The organism is Spirosoma lituiforme, from assembly GCF_054776635.1.
The window spans coordinates 1,950,188-1,968,075 of the sequence record NZ_BAAHBO010000001.1; the positions used below are offsets into that span (position 1 = coordinate 1,950,188).

Consider the following 17,888-nt stretch of genomic DNA (forward strand, 5'->3'; position numbering starts at 1 on the left):
TTCTGCGGTCGTCCTGTTTCGTGGCGCTGTAGTGTGTTACCGTGGAGTCAGTTTCTTAAACCCGAATTGGTCAGCCAGCCGCACAAGGTTTTATGAAACCGACTCCACAGGTAAAGAACTGACATTACCGCAAAAATTACACCAGTTGCCGGATACGCTGTCTTAGTAGAACACGCCAACGCGTGAGAACGGTTCGCCACTAACTAACGGGCAGATAAACGGAGAAGGTAGAGCCCTGACTAGGTTTGCTGGTAGCCGTAATAGCCCCGCCATGATTGGCTGCTACTTTGTGAACGATGGCCAGACCAATGCCGGTACCCATGTACTGGCTCCGGGTGTGCAGTCGCTGGAATACCTGAAAGATACGATCCAGATACATTTCATCGAAGCCGATGCCGTTGTCTTCTACACTGATTTGGTGATACTGAGCCGCTTGGCGGGTCGGTTTGATGCTGGTCGGCAAATCAGCTTCGGCAACGAGCCGGGCGCTAATTCGAATCTGCAGGGTTACCGCTGGCTTACGAAATTTGATAGCGTTGGAAAGCAGGTTCTGGAAGAGCTGCCGCAACTGAGACTCATCCCCTTTTACGGCGGGCAATGGGTCAGTATGAATACTGGCGTTGGCCTCCTCAATAATAAAATCCAGATCTTCAATAACCCGGCCAACCACCCGAGACAAGGGAATATCAACAGCCGAATGATGCTGCGTGGTAATGCGCGACAGGGTGAGCAGATCTTTAATCAGCACGGACATTCGTTCGGCAGCCACCTGCATCCGCTGAATCAGGTCCGTACCGTCACCCAGTTGTTCCGCGTACTGCTCCAGCAACAATGTACCGAATGATTGAATTTTTCGCAACGGTTCCTGCAGGTCATGCGAGGCCACAAAGGCGAACTGCTCGAGGTTGTTATTGGCCTCTAGTAGGTCCTTGTTGAGCGCTTCGAGCTTGAACTGGGTCTGTTTGAGTTCGGTAATATCGAGAAAAGACAAAACCATCAATTCACCCTGGCGCACCCCCTGCACCTGGTACCAGATGTCGTACCCGTCCTGGGTATAATGGTTATGGTAGCGGAGCGGAACACCCGTTTTAGCCAGCTCAAGGTAGCGCAGCCAGATGCTGTTCTGCCGCATACCCGGAAATACTTCCAGCATGGTATGGCCCAGCAAATCAGCGGCCTGGCGGCCTGTCATGCGCTGGGCCATCTGGTTGATCAGTTCATACCGCAGATCAACAACCTCCCCCGTCGTTTCATCGCGAATGATGGAATACAGGGCAATAGCCGTCAGGGAGCTGTCTGTCACAAACCGGAGCTGATCGGCCTGGGTTTTAACCATCGAGTTGGCCCGTTGCAGGGCGTACGTACGGCCCTGCACCTGCTGTTCCAATTCCTGCGCGTACTGACGCTGGGCGGTTATGTCTTTCGCGATTCCACGTATCAACAGCGACGCATCGTCCAGGCTATTTCGGACCACGCGCCCCTGGGCATGGTACAGCCGTTCCTGACCCGTTTGCTGGTTCCCTATCCAATATTCAACGTCTATTACCGCCCCCAGTCCGCTGGCTGCTGTTTGCTGAAGAACCGTTTCAATACGTTCACGATCCCGGATTGTATCAAGCACCTGATTAAGCGAAGGCGTATCATCCGGTTTGAAGCCAAGCCAACCTTTGGCACGCCCGGAAAGCAGGATCGTACCGTCGTCAACGTTTATATCAAATGTTCCTAACTCCGACAGGTTAATGGCGTCCCGAAGTCGTTCTTCGCTGGCCTTCAGCAGGGCAACCAGTTTCTTCTGCTCCGTCTGGGCCTGAAGTTCTGCCGTAATATCTTGTACAATCGTGATAAAACTGTCGGGTTTGCCCTCCTGGTCCCGAATCAGGGCCGAACTAACCTGCCCCCATACGATGCCACCGTCTTTACGCAGATAGCGTTTGTTAAATATGTACGAGTTCGATTCACCCCGCAAAAGCTGCTGAACCAACGCTGTGTTCTCCTCCACATCGTCGGGATGGCTGATGGTGGCAAAATGCTGATCCAGTAATTCATGTTGCGAATACCCGACCAGGTCAGCGAACGTTTTATTGATGAGCTGGATGTTACTGTTCGTATCCAGGATAACGACGCCAACGGCGGCATTCAGAAAAGCTGTCTGAAACCGCTGTTCAACTGTTTGCAACGTTGCTTCTTTCCGTTTTTCGTCGGTAATGTCCTGAGCCGTGCCCGAAAAGCACTCGATCGTTCCTGACGGCTGCACGGCTACCCGACCCGTTATTCGTATCCATCGTGTAACCCCATCTACCGGACTAGTGATGCGGTAATCAACGACTGTCGGCTTCTGCGTTTTCCGGCTGAGTGGATCGGCTAATAGCGCCACCAACTGAGCGACATCCGGCGGGTACATTTGCCGAAACAGTTCATCTATCGAAACCGTCGCCTGTGGCCATCGGTAAATTTTCTGGCACTGCTCATCCCAGTCGATCCGGCGATGGTCAGGGTATAAAACCCACAAACCGATTCCGACGGCTTCCAGCGCAGAAGCCGTCTGTTGCTTAACCCGTTGAAGTTCTTCCCGGAGGGCGAGTACCTCCTCGTCAGCGCTTTTTTTATTGCCCGTCATCCCGTTTAGTAACTAATGGCAATCCAAAGTACAGGAAAAAAAAGATGTAATGGTTTATTCTGCCTACAGATTAAGGAATCAACTGTTTGTCAGGCCACAGCCAGTATTCCCGGATAGTCCCCGTTACCTCTGCCGGGTATTACCAGACCGCTGTTTTTCATATTTACGATGACAGCCGTGTTTTACTAAGCTACCGATTAAAAATTCATTAAACCGGGCCACAGGTACCACTACCACGTACCACTATTCTGTTAAATAGAGACAATAGTCGACTTCGCCCTATTTTCTACCCGGATATGGAGACCCAGCAGCCTTTACCTCACAAGCCCGCCAAAGGGATTTTTGAACGTTTTTCAACCACCGTAACAAAAGCGACGGGTAGTTCGGCCGCATTTCTTCTGGCCCTGGCCACCGTTATTATCTGGGCCATAACAGGCCCTATTTTTGGCTATTCAGAAACCTGGCAGTTGGTGATCAACACCGGTACAACGATTATTACTTTCCTGATGGTCTTTCTGATTCAAAAAGCCCAGAACAAGGAGTCGATGTCGGTTCAGTTAAAGCTGAACGAGCTGATAGCGGCCACCAAAGGGGCCAGCAACCGGCTGGTATCGGTAGAAGATTTGACCGAAGAAGAATTATGTGTGTTGCAGCAACACTACCAGACCCTGGCCGAGATAACCCAGAAAGCCTCCGACCTTCGCAAATCTCATTCAATAGAAGAAGCGATTAAGGATGCTGCGGAGAAACTGGAGGAAGAGACTGGATTTAACCATACGGTATAGCCTAACGCGCTCATGGGCTTTTCCTTTCAACCACTTTTAATCGGCTGAACTGCTCAATCGGTAAAGTTTATGGGTATTCTTCCCAAACGTTGCAGGCGCACTACCTACTGATCACGTACCTGGTCAGTTGGCTTATCTGTGTCTATTTCGGTGATGGTGTAGGCCACGGCGTGACTGCTGGGCTCCACGGACAAGTTGGTCCACTCGCTGAACTGACGGGTAAAGGCAGCTCCGTAGTAAAACATAAGGGATGCGTAAAAAACGAATAATAGCAGGAGGATGATCGCTCCCGCGGTGCCATAAAGCGATCCCACCTGACTGTCAATAAGCAGGTAATTCAGGACACCTTCGCCCAGCTTAAACAGGCAACTCGTAAAAAAAGCCCCCAGCCAAACGGCCCGCCAGGCAATTTTAACATCAGGCAGAAACTTGAACAAAAGGGCAAACCAGACCGTACGAATCAGAACCGACGCCACCAGATGAGCCATTCCGACCATGCCTTTGTAATAAGCCAGCGACGACAACGCCAGCGCTCCCCCCAGTTGACCCATAAGTTGCTCCACCGTCAGAAACGTGCTAAACAGCAAACCGGAACCCAGAATAATGGCCAGTGCAATCAGCTTGTCGGTCAGCACGTTCAGGATGCCCCGCCCTGCTTTTTGCTTAACGTTCCAGAGTTGATTGAGCGAGTTTTTAAGGATGGCAAATAAGGTTGTAGACGCCGTAAATAACAACACGAAACTGATGGCGGTTAACAGCAGACTTGGCTTTGGGAATTGAAGGCGATGCGAAATATCTTCCAGCTGATTGGCGCTTTTGGGACCGAATAAATCGGCCAGCTCATCAAACAGTTGGCCGCTTACCCGCTGGTAGCGATCGTTAAAAAGCTGGCTTAGTACGCTGCTGAGAATGATGATGATGGGTGGCAACGCAAAAAAGGAAAAGAATGCCGTTGCCCCCGCCATACGAATCGGATCGTTGGCCTGCAAGCTGATAAAGGCTTGCCTGAGCAGCCGAAAAACCGGAATTACTTTTTTCAATCAGGTAGTCATCTGGCGACTTTTACGTAACCCCATGTTGGGCGGTTGGGTTCTGGCTATGTCTGTTTATACAACATGATAGGCGGCTTTGGTCGTACACAAAAAAAGGCCCCGGCAACGCGGAGGCCCTTCTTCATTAAACATCCAGAAACTCTTTACTGGGCCCCTTTTACCTGCATCTGAAGAGTGTATATCGATTCGGATGCCGTAATGAACAGGACAGAACGGTCTTTACCGGCAAAACAAATATTACCGGTCCAGCCAGCCGGAACCGGAATCGTCTGTAGCTTCATCCGATCAGGACCGTACACGGTTACGCCTTTGCCCGTCAGGTAAAGATTTCCGCGATCGTCAAGCGTCATCCCATCGGAGCCCTGGCTAACGTAAAGCTGGCGGTTTGTCAGCAACCCATCGGCCTGTATGTCGTATCGATACGTCTTGTTGTCCCGGATATCAGCCACGTACAAGTACTTGCCATCGGGGGTACCGATAATCCCATTCGGCTGTTTTAGATCATCGTCAACCACAATGGCTTTCTGCTGCCCTTTCGGTAGATAATACACTTTTTCACCCTCGATCTCCGGCTTTTTCCGCTCCCAGTAATCCCGCTGGTAGTAGGGGTCTGTAAAATAAATCCCGTCTTTCGAATCAATCCACAAATCATTAGGTCCGTTATGCCGACGGCCTTCGAAATCGGCTAACAGAACGGTAACTTTTTTATCCGGACTGATGGACCACAACTCATTTTTTTCGTCGGCGCAGGTAATCAGGTTGCCCTTGCTATCGAAGTACATGCCGTTGGAGCGGCCAGTTTTGTCCAGAAAAAGCGACAGTTTGCCATCGGTATCATACTTCCATATCTTGTCGTTTGGTTGATCGGTAAAATAGACAGCCCCGGTTTTATCGACGGCCGGGCCTTCGGTAAACTTGAACTGGCTCGCTATTTTTTGGAGCGTGGCGTTTGGGGCAATAATTGGTTTAGATACGGTCTGTGGCATAGTGGTCGATTGACTGAATAGACTCTGGGATACCGCCAGAGAAATTGCCCATATTAATCCCATCCTTTTGTAATTGTTCATAAATAGACTGGACAGTTGTTTGTACAGTAAGCCAACCTACAGCGAAAACTAACCCTGCTGACGGCTTTATTTAGCGCATCTACTTTTCCTTTTTTCGCTGCGTCGGCGACATATTTAGCCGAAAAGGGTAATTTTAATCCCTCTATACACAACTACTCACTTTCCCGTTTGATCAACTCACCAGCGTGCCTGCCTGAAAACAGCCCGTTGCCATTACCTGATCGCGATTCTTCCCCTTACCTGATGCGCATTCTGATTGTTCATAACATCCTCTGGGCTCATTACAAATCCAGTGTTTTTCAGGCGTTACAACAACTTACCGACCAGCTACCGGCTACCAGCCTTGCCGTTTTTCAGATTGCCCGTAACGAGAAATCCAGAGCCAAACTCGAAGCCGCCCCGAGCGACGGGACTACGCCCGCTTACACGTACACGTACGAACTGCTCTTCGATCGATTTATAGAAGAGGTTAACCTGCGCGACCGAAGGAAGGCACTTTTGGTGCGGACCCGCGCTTACAAACCGGATATTATTGTTCTCACGGGCTACTATGATTTCGCACAGGTCTTTTTACTGTGGTGGGCCAAACGCAATGGCATTCGGGTAATCATGCAGAATGAAAGTACAGCCGCCGACCATGACCGGGGCGGCTGGAAAGAACGCATCAAACGCTGGATTTTCAGGCAGTGCGATGGGTTCTTCTGTTTCGGAACGCAGTCAGCCAACTACCTAATTCAACTAGGAGTCAGTCCGGATAAGATTCTGCTTCGCAAAAACGCCGTTGATAACAATACTTTGCAGGCTGCATACGAGCGTGCCTTGATCAACCGCACTGCGGAACAGAATCGACTCGGACTGCGCCCAAACAACTTCGTTTTTGTGGGCCGGTTCATTGCATTCAAAAATCTACCCAGGCTCATTTCGGCTTTTTCCGAAGCCCTGAACCAAGCTCCTCAGTCGGCCGACTGGGGACTGATTTTGTTAGGGGAGGGACCCGATTCTGATTCGCTTACGAGCCAGATCAACGACCTGAAACTGACTGATCGGGTCAAATTGATGCCAAGCCGCCCCTGGTATCAGGTGCCCGATATACTAGCCCTGAGTGATGTACTGGTGTTACCCAGCCTGTCAGAACCCTGGGGATTGGTAGTTAATGAAGCGATGGCCTGCGGCATGCCCGTCATTGTTTCTGATCGGTGCGGTTGTGCCGCTGATCTGGTTCAGGAAGGCAAAAACGGATTTGTTTTTGACCCGAAAAATCAGGCCCAGCTTACAGATTTACTTCTTCGCTTTATGCGCAATGACCTCGAACGGGCGAACATGCAGGAGGCCTCCCGATGTATCATTACTCCATACTCACCCGAAGCCGTAGCGCAGGATATGCTCGCCGGAATCGAGAAAGTAATGCGCATCTAAGCTATTGAAAATGAATACATCAACATCAAAAGAGCCGCTAGATAAAGACCATTGGGCAGTCCTATGAAAAGGAAATAGGTTTCTTTAGATTGCCACCTATTTAGCACTTGTTTTACTAAAATTAGGTATAGTAACATAAAGCCCCCTTACTTTGTAATGGGGCTTTTTAGTTTAAACTTCGTAACGGGCCCAGTCGAGGCTAGCCTCTGTTGTTGTCCTTCCTCTGTAAGCGCTGTGTCTTCTCATTTGAGGGGCTACAGTTCTCCGTTAAAACTTTTTCTGGAACGGCTTTTGCTGACGAAAAATGCCGGTTTGCTTAAGTGAACTCCCGGCCAGAATAGATATCGTTCATAATATCGCGTAATCCACGGACGATGGTCAACTTATTTCACTCGTTTTTGGTTATTTATCAGGTGGGGCAGCTATAACTGCTACGTATATCCATTTTCAATCTACCTAGCCACCGCTTCCAGAAAATACCATACCTAGTTCAGGTAGGTTAACCTCACACGAATAAAACCGCGGAATGGAGACATTTAGTAAAAAAGAAAAAGAGAAGGCTAGACAAAAAAAGAGAAAAGACAAAGAAGAAAAACGAGAAGATCGGAAGGCAAATGCCGTAAAAGGACTTGCTCTTGACGAAATGATGGCGTACGTGGATGAGAACGGAAATATTTCGTCAACTCCTCCCGACCCTAGAAAAAAGAAGCGCATTGATCAGGAGGATATTCAGATTGGTGTTGCCAAACAGGAACCGACTGACCCCCAGGATTTGATCAGACAAGGTGTAGTTACCTTTTTTAACGACTCAAAAGGGTACGGCTTCATCAAAGATCTCCAGTCGCAGGACAGTGTTTTCGTACACGTCAATGGACTAAAGGAACCCATCAAAGAGCACGACAAAGTGTCTTTCACCGTTGAAATGACGCCAAAAGGCCAAAGTGCGGTTGACGTAACCAAGCAGGTCGCTTAGCTTTTAGAATTATTCTAAGGGCTCTTTGGTCATAAATGACACTAATTACAACCAAATGGGGTTGTCTGGATAGACATGTACCAATACGGTCACATGAATCCATTATTATCCCCTAGGTTATGAGCCAACAGACGTACACTTCCATTCCCCCAACTACTGATAGCGTCTACTGGATGCTCAAGTCTTCGGATGGCAAAACAAGTATCTTTGTACCCCGTGATAAAGAACTGGATCGGAAGTTAAAGGTAAAGTTTCAGGCCGAAGTTGCAGCCCGAACGTCAGTGAAGCGGAAGCGATAAGGGACGAATTTAGTGACCCATTTGTTTGCGATACCATAGCCCGGCCCATCATGCCGGGCTTTTTTTACGCCCAGGACAGAATTAACCCAATGACTTTACCACGCTCATAACGACCATAATCGGCAAGGCTAAAGGAAAATGGGTCGCTATATATTCATGGTTCGGGAAGACACAAACCGTGGGTTGACGCGTTGGTATTCATAAAATCAGTTTTACGTCGTTCTATAGTTTTGACACCGATGAAGACAATTCTGCTTGTGGAAGACGATCGGCGCATTGCTCAGAACATAAGCCGGGGCCTGACCGATGAAGGGTACGACACCGTCATTGCCTACGATGGGTTCGAAGGCCGACAACTAGCCTTCTCCAATCCGTTCGATCTGATTATTCTCGACATAAATCTGCCGGGCCTGAATGGCTATGATCTGTGCCGCGAGTTACGCGCCGAAAATCCGCACCTGCCCGTTCTGATGCTGACGGCCTATGGCGAGATTGAAGATAAAGTAACCGGCCTGGGCGTTGGCGCCGATGACTACCTGGTGAAGCCATTTGATTTCCGGGAATTATTGGCGCGGGTGGCGGCCTGTCTGCGCCGGGCCGATCTGCGCACAGAACCCGACAAGTCCGACGACATCCTTACCGTAGCCAATCTGACGCTCAATCGTACTACGCGGGAGATTTTTCGGGACAAGACCCTGATTGAACTGACAACCAAAGAGTTTGTGCTGCTGGAGTACCTCATGCAACACACAGGCCGGGCCATATCCAGACTTGAACTAACCGAACACGTTTGGCGCATTCCCTTCGACACAGGCACGAACGTAGTGGAAGTTTACGTGAACTACCTCCGCAAAAAAGTAGATCGCGACTTTTCGCCCAAACTTATTCACACCCGCTCCGGCTATGGGTATGTCCTGAAAGAAGAATAAGCATGACCATTCGCAACCGCATATCAGGCCAGTTTACGTTGATCGTCGCGTCGATCCTGATCGGGTTTTCGCTGTTGATCTACCTGGTTTCGGCAACCTATCGACGGGAGGAATTCTACGAACGACTCAAGAGCAAAGCCCGAACCACGGTCCGTTTTCTGGTCGAAGTGAAGGAGGTGGACCAGGATCTGCTTCGGATCATCGACCGGAATACCCTGTCGGCCATGATCGATGAGAAAGTCCTGATTCTGGATGACAACAATAAACTGGTTTACAGCAGTGTCGACGATTACCCCGTTCGCTACAAGCCCGATTTACTCGATGCCGTTCGTCGGGAACGGGAAATTGAAACGACTAACGGCGAGAGCGAGCTGGTTGGCATTCTGTACGAAGCGAACGGAAAACGTCTGGTTGTGCTGGCGTCGGCCTATGACCGATTCGGGCAAAGCAAACTGGAAAATTTGTATCTGACGCTCGTTTGGGGGCTATTGGGTGGCATCGGGTTAACCATTGGCCTCGGCTTTTTCTTTGCCGGCCAATCGCTGCAACCAATTGGCCACATCAACCGGCAGGTACAAACCATTACCGCCCGTAACCTTCGCCAACGGCTCGACGAAGGTCCCCGGCAGGATGAGATCGACCAGCTAGCCGTTAATTTTAACGCCGTACTGCAACGCCTGGAGCAGGCATTCGAGCAGCAGCGTAGCTTCGTATCGCACGCGTCGCATGAATTACGAACCCCGTTAGCCGCCCTCAAATCTGAAATTCAACTGGGTCTCCGCCGACCGCTTTCCGCCGAAAGACATACCGAAATTCTTCAGAACCTCCTTTCGGATACGGACCGGCTGATCGCCCTATCGAATAGCCTGCTACTGCTGGCACGCACCCTCGAAAACCTGGAAGCCGTTACCCTGACTTCGGTCCGGCTCGATGACGTATTTTTTGCCGCTCAGGAAGAATTGCTCACGGCCCACCCCCGGTATACCGTATCGTTTCAGTACGATCAAATTCCGGAAACGGAAACGGATATGGTTGTGCTGGGCAACGAATCCCTGCTGGTCCGTGTCGTACTGAACCTGCTCGACAATGCCTGTAAATATGCCGCCGATCAGCGGGCGAGCGTAACCATCGGCAAGAGCGTACAACAGGTCTGGCTGAGCGTGACCGACGCGGGAATTGGCCTGAGTACCGACGAGCAGAAACACATTTTCGAGCCATTTTACCGGGCACCAGGTGCTATCCAATTTGGCGGCTTCGGCATAGGACTAGCTGTTTGTCAGCGCATTATGGAGCTACACAATGGCCATATCAGCGTAGCCAGTGAACCTGCTCAGGGAAGCACGTTCACTATGCTGTTACCCCGGCCTTAAGCTCCCTTAAGGAAATCTAATTTTTTTCTAATCGGTTAAAATCGGACGGTCTGATTCGCCTTAGCAACTTTGTGGCTGGTATCAACAAAACCATCCGTAATGCGTTCCGGCCTTTTTCTTTTTTTGCTTCTTATCGCTGGTCAGGTTAGCGCCCAGGATTCCCTGCGTCTTACCCGGCAACAGGCGGATAGCGTATTCATCAAAAATAACCTTTTGCTCCTGGCAGAGCGGTTTCGGATCGACGTTAGCCAGGCTCAGATTTTACAGGCCAGCCTGCGCGACAACCCGACCGCCAGTGTGGAGATAAGCGCCTACAATGGACAGACAAGACGAGCGCTGGATGTAGGGCGAGGGGGCGAAAAAATCATATCCATCCAGCAGTTACTGTACACGGCCGGCAAGCGTAACAAACGGGTTGCTCTGGCTACCGAAGCCGCTCACCTGACCGAACTCGAACTACTTGATCTGCTCCGTGGCCTTCGATTTGAGTTACGCAGCCGGTTCTACGCCATTTATTTTCAGCAGCAGACGATTGCCCGCTACAACCGGCAGATTGCCACGATCCAAACGACCGTAACGGCTTACGAACGCGAATATGACCGTAACAATGTATCGCTGCGGGAGCTGCTTCGACTCAAAGCCCTGCTGTTTCAGTTGAGCAACGACCGTAACGAAATCCGGTTTCAACTGGCCGAAGATCAGCGAAGTATTCGAACCCTGTTATCGTCAGAGCAACCGATTCAGCCGATTGTTCGAAACGAGGCCCTGACCCGTTACCGTATTCCATCGCAACCGGAAGACTCGCTGCGGCAGTTGGCGCTACGGAATCGCCCCGATTTGCTGGCGGCTCAGTCGTTGAGCAAGCAGGCGGAGTTGAACTACACCCTTCAGAAAGCACTGGCCAAGCCCGACCTGCGGGTGGGTGGCAACTACGATCAGAATGGTAACTACATCGCCAATTACGTAGGGTTGTCGGTAGGGATGGACCTGCCGGTATTCAACCGAAACCAGGGGGCTATCCGGGCCGCTCGTAGCCAGATCGCTTACCAGAGCCAGATTCAGAAACAGCGGGCCATACAAATAACGAACGAAGTGTCGACAGCACTGCAAAAAGTCCGGGATGTCGAGCAGATGGTCCAGTCGGTAGAGGGCCGTTTTACCGAGCAGTTCGAATTGCTGAATCAGGGCGTTGTGACAAGTTTTCAGAAGGGGAATATCTCGCTGCTGGAGTTTGTCGATCTGATCGAAACCTACAACGAGAGCGTTCGGCAGCTCAATCGCCTGAAAGCCGACCGCGTCAACGCATATGAGGAACTCAACTACCTCCTTGGCGACGACTTATTCAACTAATCACACGTCTTCTTTCCTTGATCATGAACGCTCCGCTACCCATGCGCATCCTCACTTTTTTCTGCCTGGCAGGTCTCACGGGACTACTGCCAGGCTGCCAGCCCAAACCCGCCCCTCAGGAGGCTACGGCATTTATGCTGTCGGACACAATGCTCCGTAAAATTCGGATTGACACCGCCAAAATTCAGCCCTTGCGCAGCGAACTGACGCTCGTGGGGCGTATTATCGCCGACGAAAACCGGGTTATCGAGGTATTTCCACTGGTTGGTGGTAACGTCGAAGCCGTAAAGGTAGAACTCGGTGATTATGTTCGGAAAGGTCAGACGCTGGCAACCATTCGGTCGGGCGAAGTCGCTGATTTTGAGCGCCAGAATACCCAGGCACAGGCCGACCTGCTTCTGGCCGAGAAGAATTTTCGGGTAGCGCAGGACCTGTTCGAGAGCAAACTCAACTCCCAGCGCGAGGTGATTGCGGCCCAGAAAGAGGTGGAACGCGCGCAGGCCGAAGTGAATCGAATCAAAGAAGTGTACCGAATTTATGGTGTCGGCAAGTCATCGACCTACGTCGTCAAAGCGCCCATTGATGGCTATATCATTCAGAAAAACGTAAACCAGGGTACGCAGCTCCGGTCAGACAATGCCAATAGCCTGTTTACAGTCGGGCAGATCAGCGACGTGTGGGTCCTCGCCAATGTCAACGAAAGCGACATTAGCCGGGTAAAGCCCGGTATGTCGGCCGAGATGCAGACGCTGGCTTATCCCGATGAGCTGTTCCGGGGAAAAGTTGACAAGCTCTATACCGTGCTCGACCCCGGCACCAAAGCCATGACGGTACGCATCCGGCTCCCGAACCCCGGCCTCAAGTTACGCCCCGAAATGCACGCAACCGTAACCATTCGCTACGAAGATGGCGGGCAGATGGCCACAATACCCGCCGGATCAGTCATTTTCGACAAATCCAAGCACTATGTCATGGTGTTCAACAGCCGCACCGACATTGAAACCCGAGAAGTAACCCTGCTCAAGTCCCTCGGCGACGTAGCGTATATCCGTACCGGTATCAAACCGGGCGAACGGGTCATTGCCAAAAATCAGCTTTTGGTGTACGACGCGCTGAATGATTAACCCACTTCTCCACCTCAGCTATGAATGCTTTCATCCGTAACGTAGTGGGTTTTTCGCTGAAGAACCGCTTCTTTATCTTTTTCATGACCATCGGCCTCATCATTGCCGGTATTGCCAGTTACCTCACCACCCCACTCGAAGCTTTTCCGGATGTTACGAATACCCAGATTATTGTCGTAACGGAATGGAAGGGCCGCTCGGCCGAAGAAATCGAACGCTTTGTCACGGCGCCCATCGAAATCGGGATGAACTCCGTGCAGCGCAAATCCAGCGTTCGCTCCGTCACCATGTTCGGGCTGAGCGTCATCAAGATTATTTTCGATGACGATGTCGACGACTTTTTCGCCCGGCAGCAGGTCAATAACCAACTTCGCTCGGTATCGCTGCCCGAGGGTGTCGATCCGGAAGTGCAACCGCCTTATGGCCCTACCGGCGAGATTTTCCGATTTACGCTCGAATCGCCCAACCGCGACAGCCGCGAGCTGCTTACGCTCCACAACTGGGTCATTGACCGCCAGCTCCGCAGTGTACCGGGTGTAGCCGATGTGGTTGCGTTTGGCGGGCGGGAAAAGAGCTATGAGATTCGGGTTAACCCGACCCAATTGGCCAAATACGATATTACGCCCCTGGAAGTGTACCAGGCCGTAACGCGCAGCAACATCAACGTGGGGGGCGATGTCATCGAGCGAAACGGGCAGGCGTATGTGGTGCGGGGCATTGGTCTGTTAACGTCAGTTGCCGATATCGAGAACCTGATCGTTGAGGATTTGAGCGGCAATCCGGTCCTTGTCAAAAACGTGGCTGAAGTAGCCGAGTCGAACCTGCCGCGCGTTGGGCAGGTGGGCCTCAATAGCGACGACGATGTGGTCGAGGGTATCGTGGTCATGCGCAAAAATGAAAACCCCAGCGAGGTACTAGAACGGGTAAAAGCTAAAATTGACGAGTTGAATACCCGCGTTTTACCCTCCGATGTCAAGCTGGTCACGTTCTATGACCGCGACGACCTGATTTCATTTTGCACCCGAACGGTGCTGCACAACCTGACCGAAGGGATCGTTCTGGTAACGGTCGTTGTGTTTTTATTCATGGCCGACTGGCGCACCACCGTCATTGTGTCGATTGTTATCCCGCTGGCCCTGCTGTTTGCGTTCATGTGCCTCAGACTGCGGGGTATGTCAGCCAACCTGCTGTCCATGGGTGCTGTTGATTTCGGGATCATTGTCGACGGCGCGGTGGTTATGGTCGAGGGCATTTTCGTCACGCTCGACCACCAGGCTCACCGCGTCGGCATGGCCAAATTCAATAAAATGGCCAAGTGGGGGCTGATCAAAAAAACCGGCGGTGAGCTGGGCAAAGCTGTTTTCTTCTCCAAGCTGATCATCATCACCGCCCTGCTACCCATCTTTTCGTTCCAGAAAGTAGAAGGAAAAATGTTCTCGCCCCTGGCCTGGACCCTGGGATTTGCCCTGTTGGGTGCGCTGCTGTTTACGCTGACGCTGGTTCCGGTTTTGTGTTCGATACTGCTCAAAAAAGACGTCAGGGAAAAGAATAACCCGCTGGTCAACTTCTTCGATCGAACCGTGATGGCGGGCTTCACGTGGTGCTTTTCCCGTCGGCGGCTGAGTTTATTTGCCAGCATCGCCTTTATGGCAACCACGTTCTTTTCGTCAACGCTGTTAGGATCAGAATTTCTGCCGACGCTCAACGAAGGAGCCTTGTGGGTAACGGCCGAAATGCCCATGAGCATGTCGCTGCCCGAAAGCATCAAAATGGCCCATTCGATCCGGGAAGATCTCCAGAAGTTTCCGGAAGTAAAACAAATTCTCTCGCAAACGGGCCGCTCCAACGACGGCACCGACCCCAACGGATTCTACTTCTGTCAGTTCCAGGTCGATCTTCAGCCTAAAACAGCCTGGAAGCGTACCATTTCGGTCGATGGCCTGATCGAAGAGATGGACGCAAAACTAAAGAACTACCAGGGCATTAACTACAACTACTCGCAGCCCATTATTGATAACGTTGCCGAAGCCGTAGCCGGGTTCAAAGCCAGCAACGGAATCAAGATCTTCGGCAGTGACCTCGACGAGCTCGAAAAATATGCAAACCGGGTAACGGAGGCCATCCGCGATGTGCCGGGGGTGAAAGATGTGGGCATCCTGCGAAACATTGGTCAGCCGGAAATCAGCGTCATGTTCGACGACCGGAAGATGGCGCTTTACGGCGTAACAACGGCCGACGCCCAGTCGGTTATCGAGATGGCCATTGGGGGTAAAACAGCGTCTGTTCTGTACGAGGGCGAACGCAAATTCGACATTCGGGTTCGGTACGGCGAAGATTACCGGCGTACGGGTGATGACATTATGCGGCTGATGGTACCGACCCTGCGCGGAGACAAGATACCGCTCCGCGAAATTGCCACTCTGCGCGAAGTGACGGGACCCGCCTTTGTGTACCGGGACAACAACAAACGATTTGTGGGCGTGAAATTTTCGGTGCGGGAGCGCGACCTCGGTAGTACCGTTGCCGAGGCTCAGCAGCGGGTCGATAAAGCCATCAATGACCTGCCCAAAGGATACAGCATTAGCTGGACCGGCGAGTTCGAGAACCAGGTGCGGGCAACCAGTCGGTTAGGGCAGGTGGTACCCATTAGCCTGGCAACGATTTTCGTTATTTTGTTCATTCTGTTCGGGAGCGCCAAAGATGCGGGACTGGTACTGCTCAACGTGCCGTTTGCCCTCATTGGTGGTATTCTGGCGTTGCACGTAACCGGCATGAACTTCGGTATTTCGGCGGGGGTAGGTTTCATTGCGCTGTTCGGTATTTGCGTGCAGAATGGTGTCATCCTGATCTCGGTATTCAACAACAACCGCAAAGCCCGAATGCCGCTCGATGAAGCCATTCGGGAGGGCGTCCGGTCGCGGATTCGACCAGTCGTCATGACGGCGCTCATGGCTGCCATTGGCTTGTTACCAGCCGCCGTCTCGACAGGTATTGGTTCCGAGACACAGAAACCACTGGCTATAGTAGTGATTGGCGGACTCATCACAGCGACGATTCTGACGCTGCTTATCTTTCCTATAATTTACCGGATATTCAATCGCAAGCATCACGCGTTAACTATTTAACCGGTAGTGTAAACAGCAGAACGGCCATCTATTCACTTTGAATAGATGGCCGTTCTGCTGTTTACTGACGCTATACCGTTATTCAGCTACGAATAGCCGTCGTTGACAACATAAATGCTGCCTGGTCTTCAGGGTAGGTTATTTTTGATCCCGCTCAAGCAAGTATACTGGTGTATATTATTACTTAGGCAATGTGACCAACTTCTCCACTCAAGCCCATGAATAACAGCCTTTTTCCAACGCCACTGGTTACCACACCAACCGGTGCGCTAACGATGTCTGTACGATCAAACAAGCAAATTGATCTTCCCATAGCGGACCTCCTGTTTTTGCAGGCTACCGGCAACTACACCTGGCTCCACTGGAAAGATGGCCAGCGTATACTGATGCCGCGTACCTTGAAGTACTACGTGCCCCAACTACCCGACAACTGGTTTATTCGCCTACACCGCAACTGCATCGTTAACATAAACTTTATTGATCGGATGGAGCGCGTCGAGCCGGACAAGGGCGGACTTGTTCACCTGCGGTCGGGGGCGGTTTTACCCGTTTCCCGTCGCCGTTGGTTTACCGTCAGGCGAATGTTCGCGAAGCATAGTCTATCAAATTAAATCAGCCGAATATTGGCGGGGTCTGGCTTCTGCACGATCCCGCCAAACCACTCAGATACGCTGAATCAGCTCGGCTACTTTATGCACCTCGCGGCCCATAATGTGGTCGACGATGGCCCGCGCATGTTCGCGGCCATTCTCGATGAAAACCTTTTCGGTGTAAATACCCGCCATAACCGTACCGCACACGTACAGGCCCGGCACCGTAGTCTCGAAGGTTTCCTTGTTGTAGGTAGGCACCTGCGTTACCGGATCGAGCTCGATACCGCACCGATGCAATAGATCAGCATCCGGAATATACCCCGTCAGGACCAGGACAAAATCGGCCGGAATCTCCGTTTCTTCGCCGGTTTGCAGGTTATTAATCGTGACAGATTTCTCGTTGATCTGCGTCACGCAGGTGTTGAAAGCCGTTTTTATTCGTCCCTCTTTCACCCGGTTTTTCACGTCCGGCACAAGCCAGTACTTTACCGTACTGCGGAAATCATCGCCCCGGTGTACTACGGTTATGTTCACGTCGTGCCGGTACAACTCCAGCGCAGCTTCGACGGCCGAATTCGATCCACCAATGATCACCACGTTGGTAAACGAGTATTTGAACGGCTCATCGTAGTAATGAGAAACATGCGGCAGATTTTCGCCGGGAATATCGAGCCAGCGGGGGCGGGTAAAGTAACCCGTTGCCATGATCACTTTCCGCGCCCGAACGTCTTCGCCCATTGTGGTTGTAACGACAAATGTGTCATCGCTGTCTTTACGCACGGCCCAAACTTCTTTGAACAACTCGAAATTCAGATGATAGTAAGCGGCTGCTTTGCGGTAGTACTGAAGCGCTTCATCACGACCGGCTTTCACATCTGAGATAGCAAACGGGAGCCCGCCAATTTCAATGTTTTCGGCGGTTGAAAAGAACCGCATACGGCGTGGATATTGCCGAATCGACTCTGTCAAACTACCCATATCCAGAATCAGATGACTCAATCCGGCTTTTGCCGCTTCAATACCAGCCGCCAGCCCACAGGGGCCACCGCCAACAATAATGACATCGTATGTTTGCATATAGAGTGCTCAGTAAGGCGCAATTATTTCTGTCCGTGAATGCGAGAACACGGTATACTCTATTAACAAGCAAAAAGTCCTCAAAGGTTGCGTAAACCGCACCTATTTCCG

At 51.4% G+C, this 17,888-nt stretch carries 14 protein-coding genes; 10 read left to right on the top strand and 4 right to left on the bottom strand.

Features of this window, described 5'->3' with window-relative positions; genetic code table 11:
• Positions 1-199 precede the first annotated feature (199 nt).
• Complete coding sequence (locus ACYU87_RS08295; protein WP_461133559.1) at positions 200-2,617, bottom strand: PAS domain-containing sensor histidine kinase; 2,418 nt, start codon at positions 2,615-2,617, stop codon at positions 200-202.
• A gap of 296 nt (positions 2,618-2,913) precedes the next feature.
• Here ACYU87_RS08295 and ACYU87_RS08300 point away from each other — a divergent pair, with 296 nt between their 5' ends.
• Positions 2,914-3,402: a low affinity iron permease family protein gene (locus ACYU87_RS08300; protein ID WP_461133560.1), complete on the top strand. Its 489-nt coding sequence runs from the start codon at positions 2,914-2,916 to the stop codon at positions 3,400-3,402.
• Between the two features lie 104 nt (positions 3,403-3,506).
• Here ACYU87_RS08300 and ACYU87_RS08305 read toward each other — a convergent pair whose 3' ends face one another.
• Both ACYU87_RS08305 and ACYU87_RS08310 read right to left on the bottom strand, forming a co-directional pair.
• Positions 3,507-4,442, bottom strand: a complete 936-nt coding sequence (locus ACYU87_RS08305) for a YihY/virulence factor BrkB family protein (RefSeq protein ID WP_461133561.1) — start codon at positions 4,440-4,442, stop codon at positions 3,507-3,509.
• Between the two features lie 155 nt (positions 4,443-4,597).
• Positions 4,598-5,440, bottom strand: a complete 843-nt coding sequence (locus ACYU87_RS08310; RefSeq protein ID WP_461133562.1) for an SMP-30/gluconolactonase/LRE family protein — start codon at positions 5,438-5,440, stop codon at positions 4,598-4,600.
• 249 nt (positions 5,441-5,689) lie between these two features.
• On the opposite strand from ACYU87_RS08310, the gene ACYU87_RS08315 reads away from it, so the two are divergent.
• The 9 genes from ACYU87_RS08315 to ACYU87_RS08355 all read left to right on the top strand — a co-directional run bounded on the left by ACYU87_RS08315 (position 5,690) and on the right by ACYU87_RS08355 (position 16,718).
• Positions 5,690-6,937 (top strand): glycosyltransferase family 4 protein, encoded by a 1,248-nt coding sequence (locus ACYU87_RS08315; RefSeq protein WP_461133563.1) that lies wholly within the window; start codon positions 5,690-5,692, stop codon positions 6,935-6,937.
• A gap of 526 nt (positions 6,938-7,463) precedes the next feature.
• A complete protein-coding gene (locus tag ACYU87_RS08320) occupies positions 7,464-7,910 on the top strand; it encodes a cold-shock protein (RefSeq protein ID WP_461133564.1) in 447 nt (148 codons plus the stop codon).
• Between the two features lie 119 nt (positions 7,911-8,029).
• The gene (locus ACYU87_RS08325) at positions 8,030-8,209 is read left to right on the top strand and encodes a hypothetical protein (protein WP_460940605.1); all 180 of its coding nucleotides are present in this window, start codon (positions 8,030-8,032) and stop codon (positions 8,207-8,209) included.
• A 239-nt stretch (positions 8,210-8,448) separates the two neighbouring features.
• Positions 8,449-9,138: a response regulator transcription factor gene (locus tag ACYU87_RS08330; protein WP_461133565.1), complete on the top strand. Its 690-nt coding sequence runs from the start codon at positions 8,449-8,451 to the stop codon at positions 9,136-9,138.
• A 2-nt stretch (positions 9,139-9,140) separates the two neighbouring features.
• On the top strand, positions 9,141-10,508 hold the full coding sequence (locus ACYU87_RS08335; protein WP_461133566.1) for a sensor histidine kinase: 1,368 nt from the start codon (positions 9,141-9,143) through the stop codon (positions 10,506-10,508).
• Positions 10,509-10,607: 99 nt separating this feature from the next.
• Positions 10,608-11,858 carry a TolC family protein gene (locus ACYU87_RS08340; protein ID WP_461133567.1) on the top strand — a complete coding sequence of 417 codons (1,251 nt, stop codon included), beginning with the start codon at positions 10,608-10,610 and terminating at the stop codon, positions 11,856-11,858.
• Positions 11,859-11,899: 41 nt separating this feature from the next.
• Positions 11,900-12,982 (top strand): efflux RND transporter periplasmic adaptor subunit, encoded by a 1,083-nt coding sequence (locus ACYU87_RS08345; protein ID WP_461133641.1) that lies wholly within the window; start codon positions 11,900-11,902, stop codon positions 12,980-12,982.
• A gap of 20 nt (positions 12,983-13,002) precedes the next feature.
• Positions 13,003-16,107: an efflux RND transporter permease subunit gene (locus ACYU87_RS08350; RefSeq protein ID WP_461133568.1), complete on the top strand. Its 3,105-nt coding sequence runs from the start codon at positions 13,003-13,005 to the stop codon at positions 16,105-16,107.
• A 218-nt stretch (positions 16,108-16,325) separates the two neighbouring features.
• Positions 16,326-16,718, top strand: a complete 393-nt coding sequence (locus tag ACYU87_RS08355) for a LytR/AlgR family response regulator transcription factor (protein ID WP_461133569.1) — start codon at positions 16,326-16,328, stop codon at positions 16,716-16,718.
• A gap of 51 nt (positions 16,719-16,769) precedes the next feature.
• Here ACYU87_RS08355 and ACYU87_RS08360 read toward each other — a convergent pair whose 3' ends face one another.
• Entirely contained in the window at positions 16,770-17,777 is a 1,008-nt protein-coding gene (locus ACYU87_RS08360) for a YpdA family putative bacillithiol disulfide reductase (RefSeq protein ID WP_461133570.1), read from the bottom strand.
• Positions 17,778-17,888: the final 111 nt, after the last annotated feature.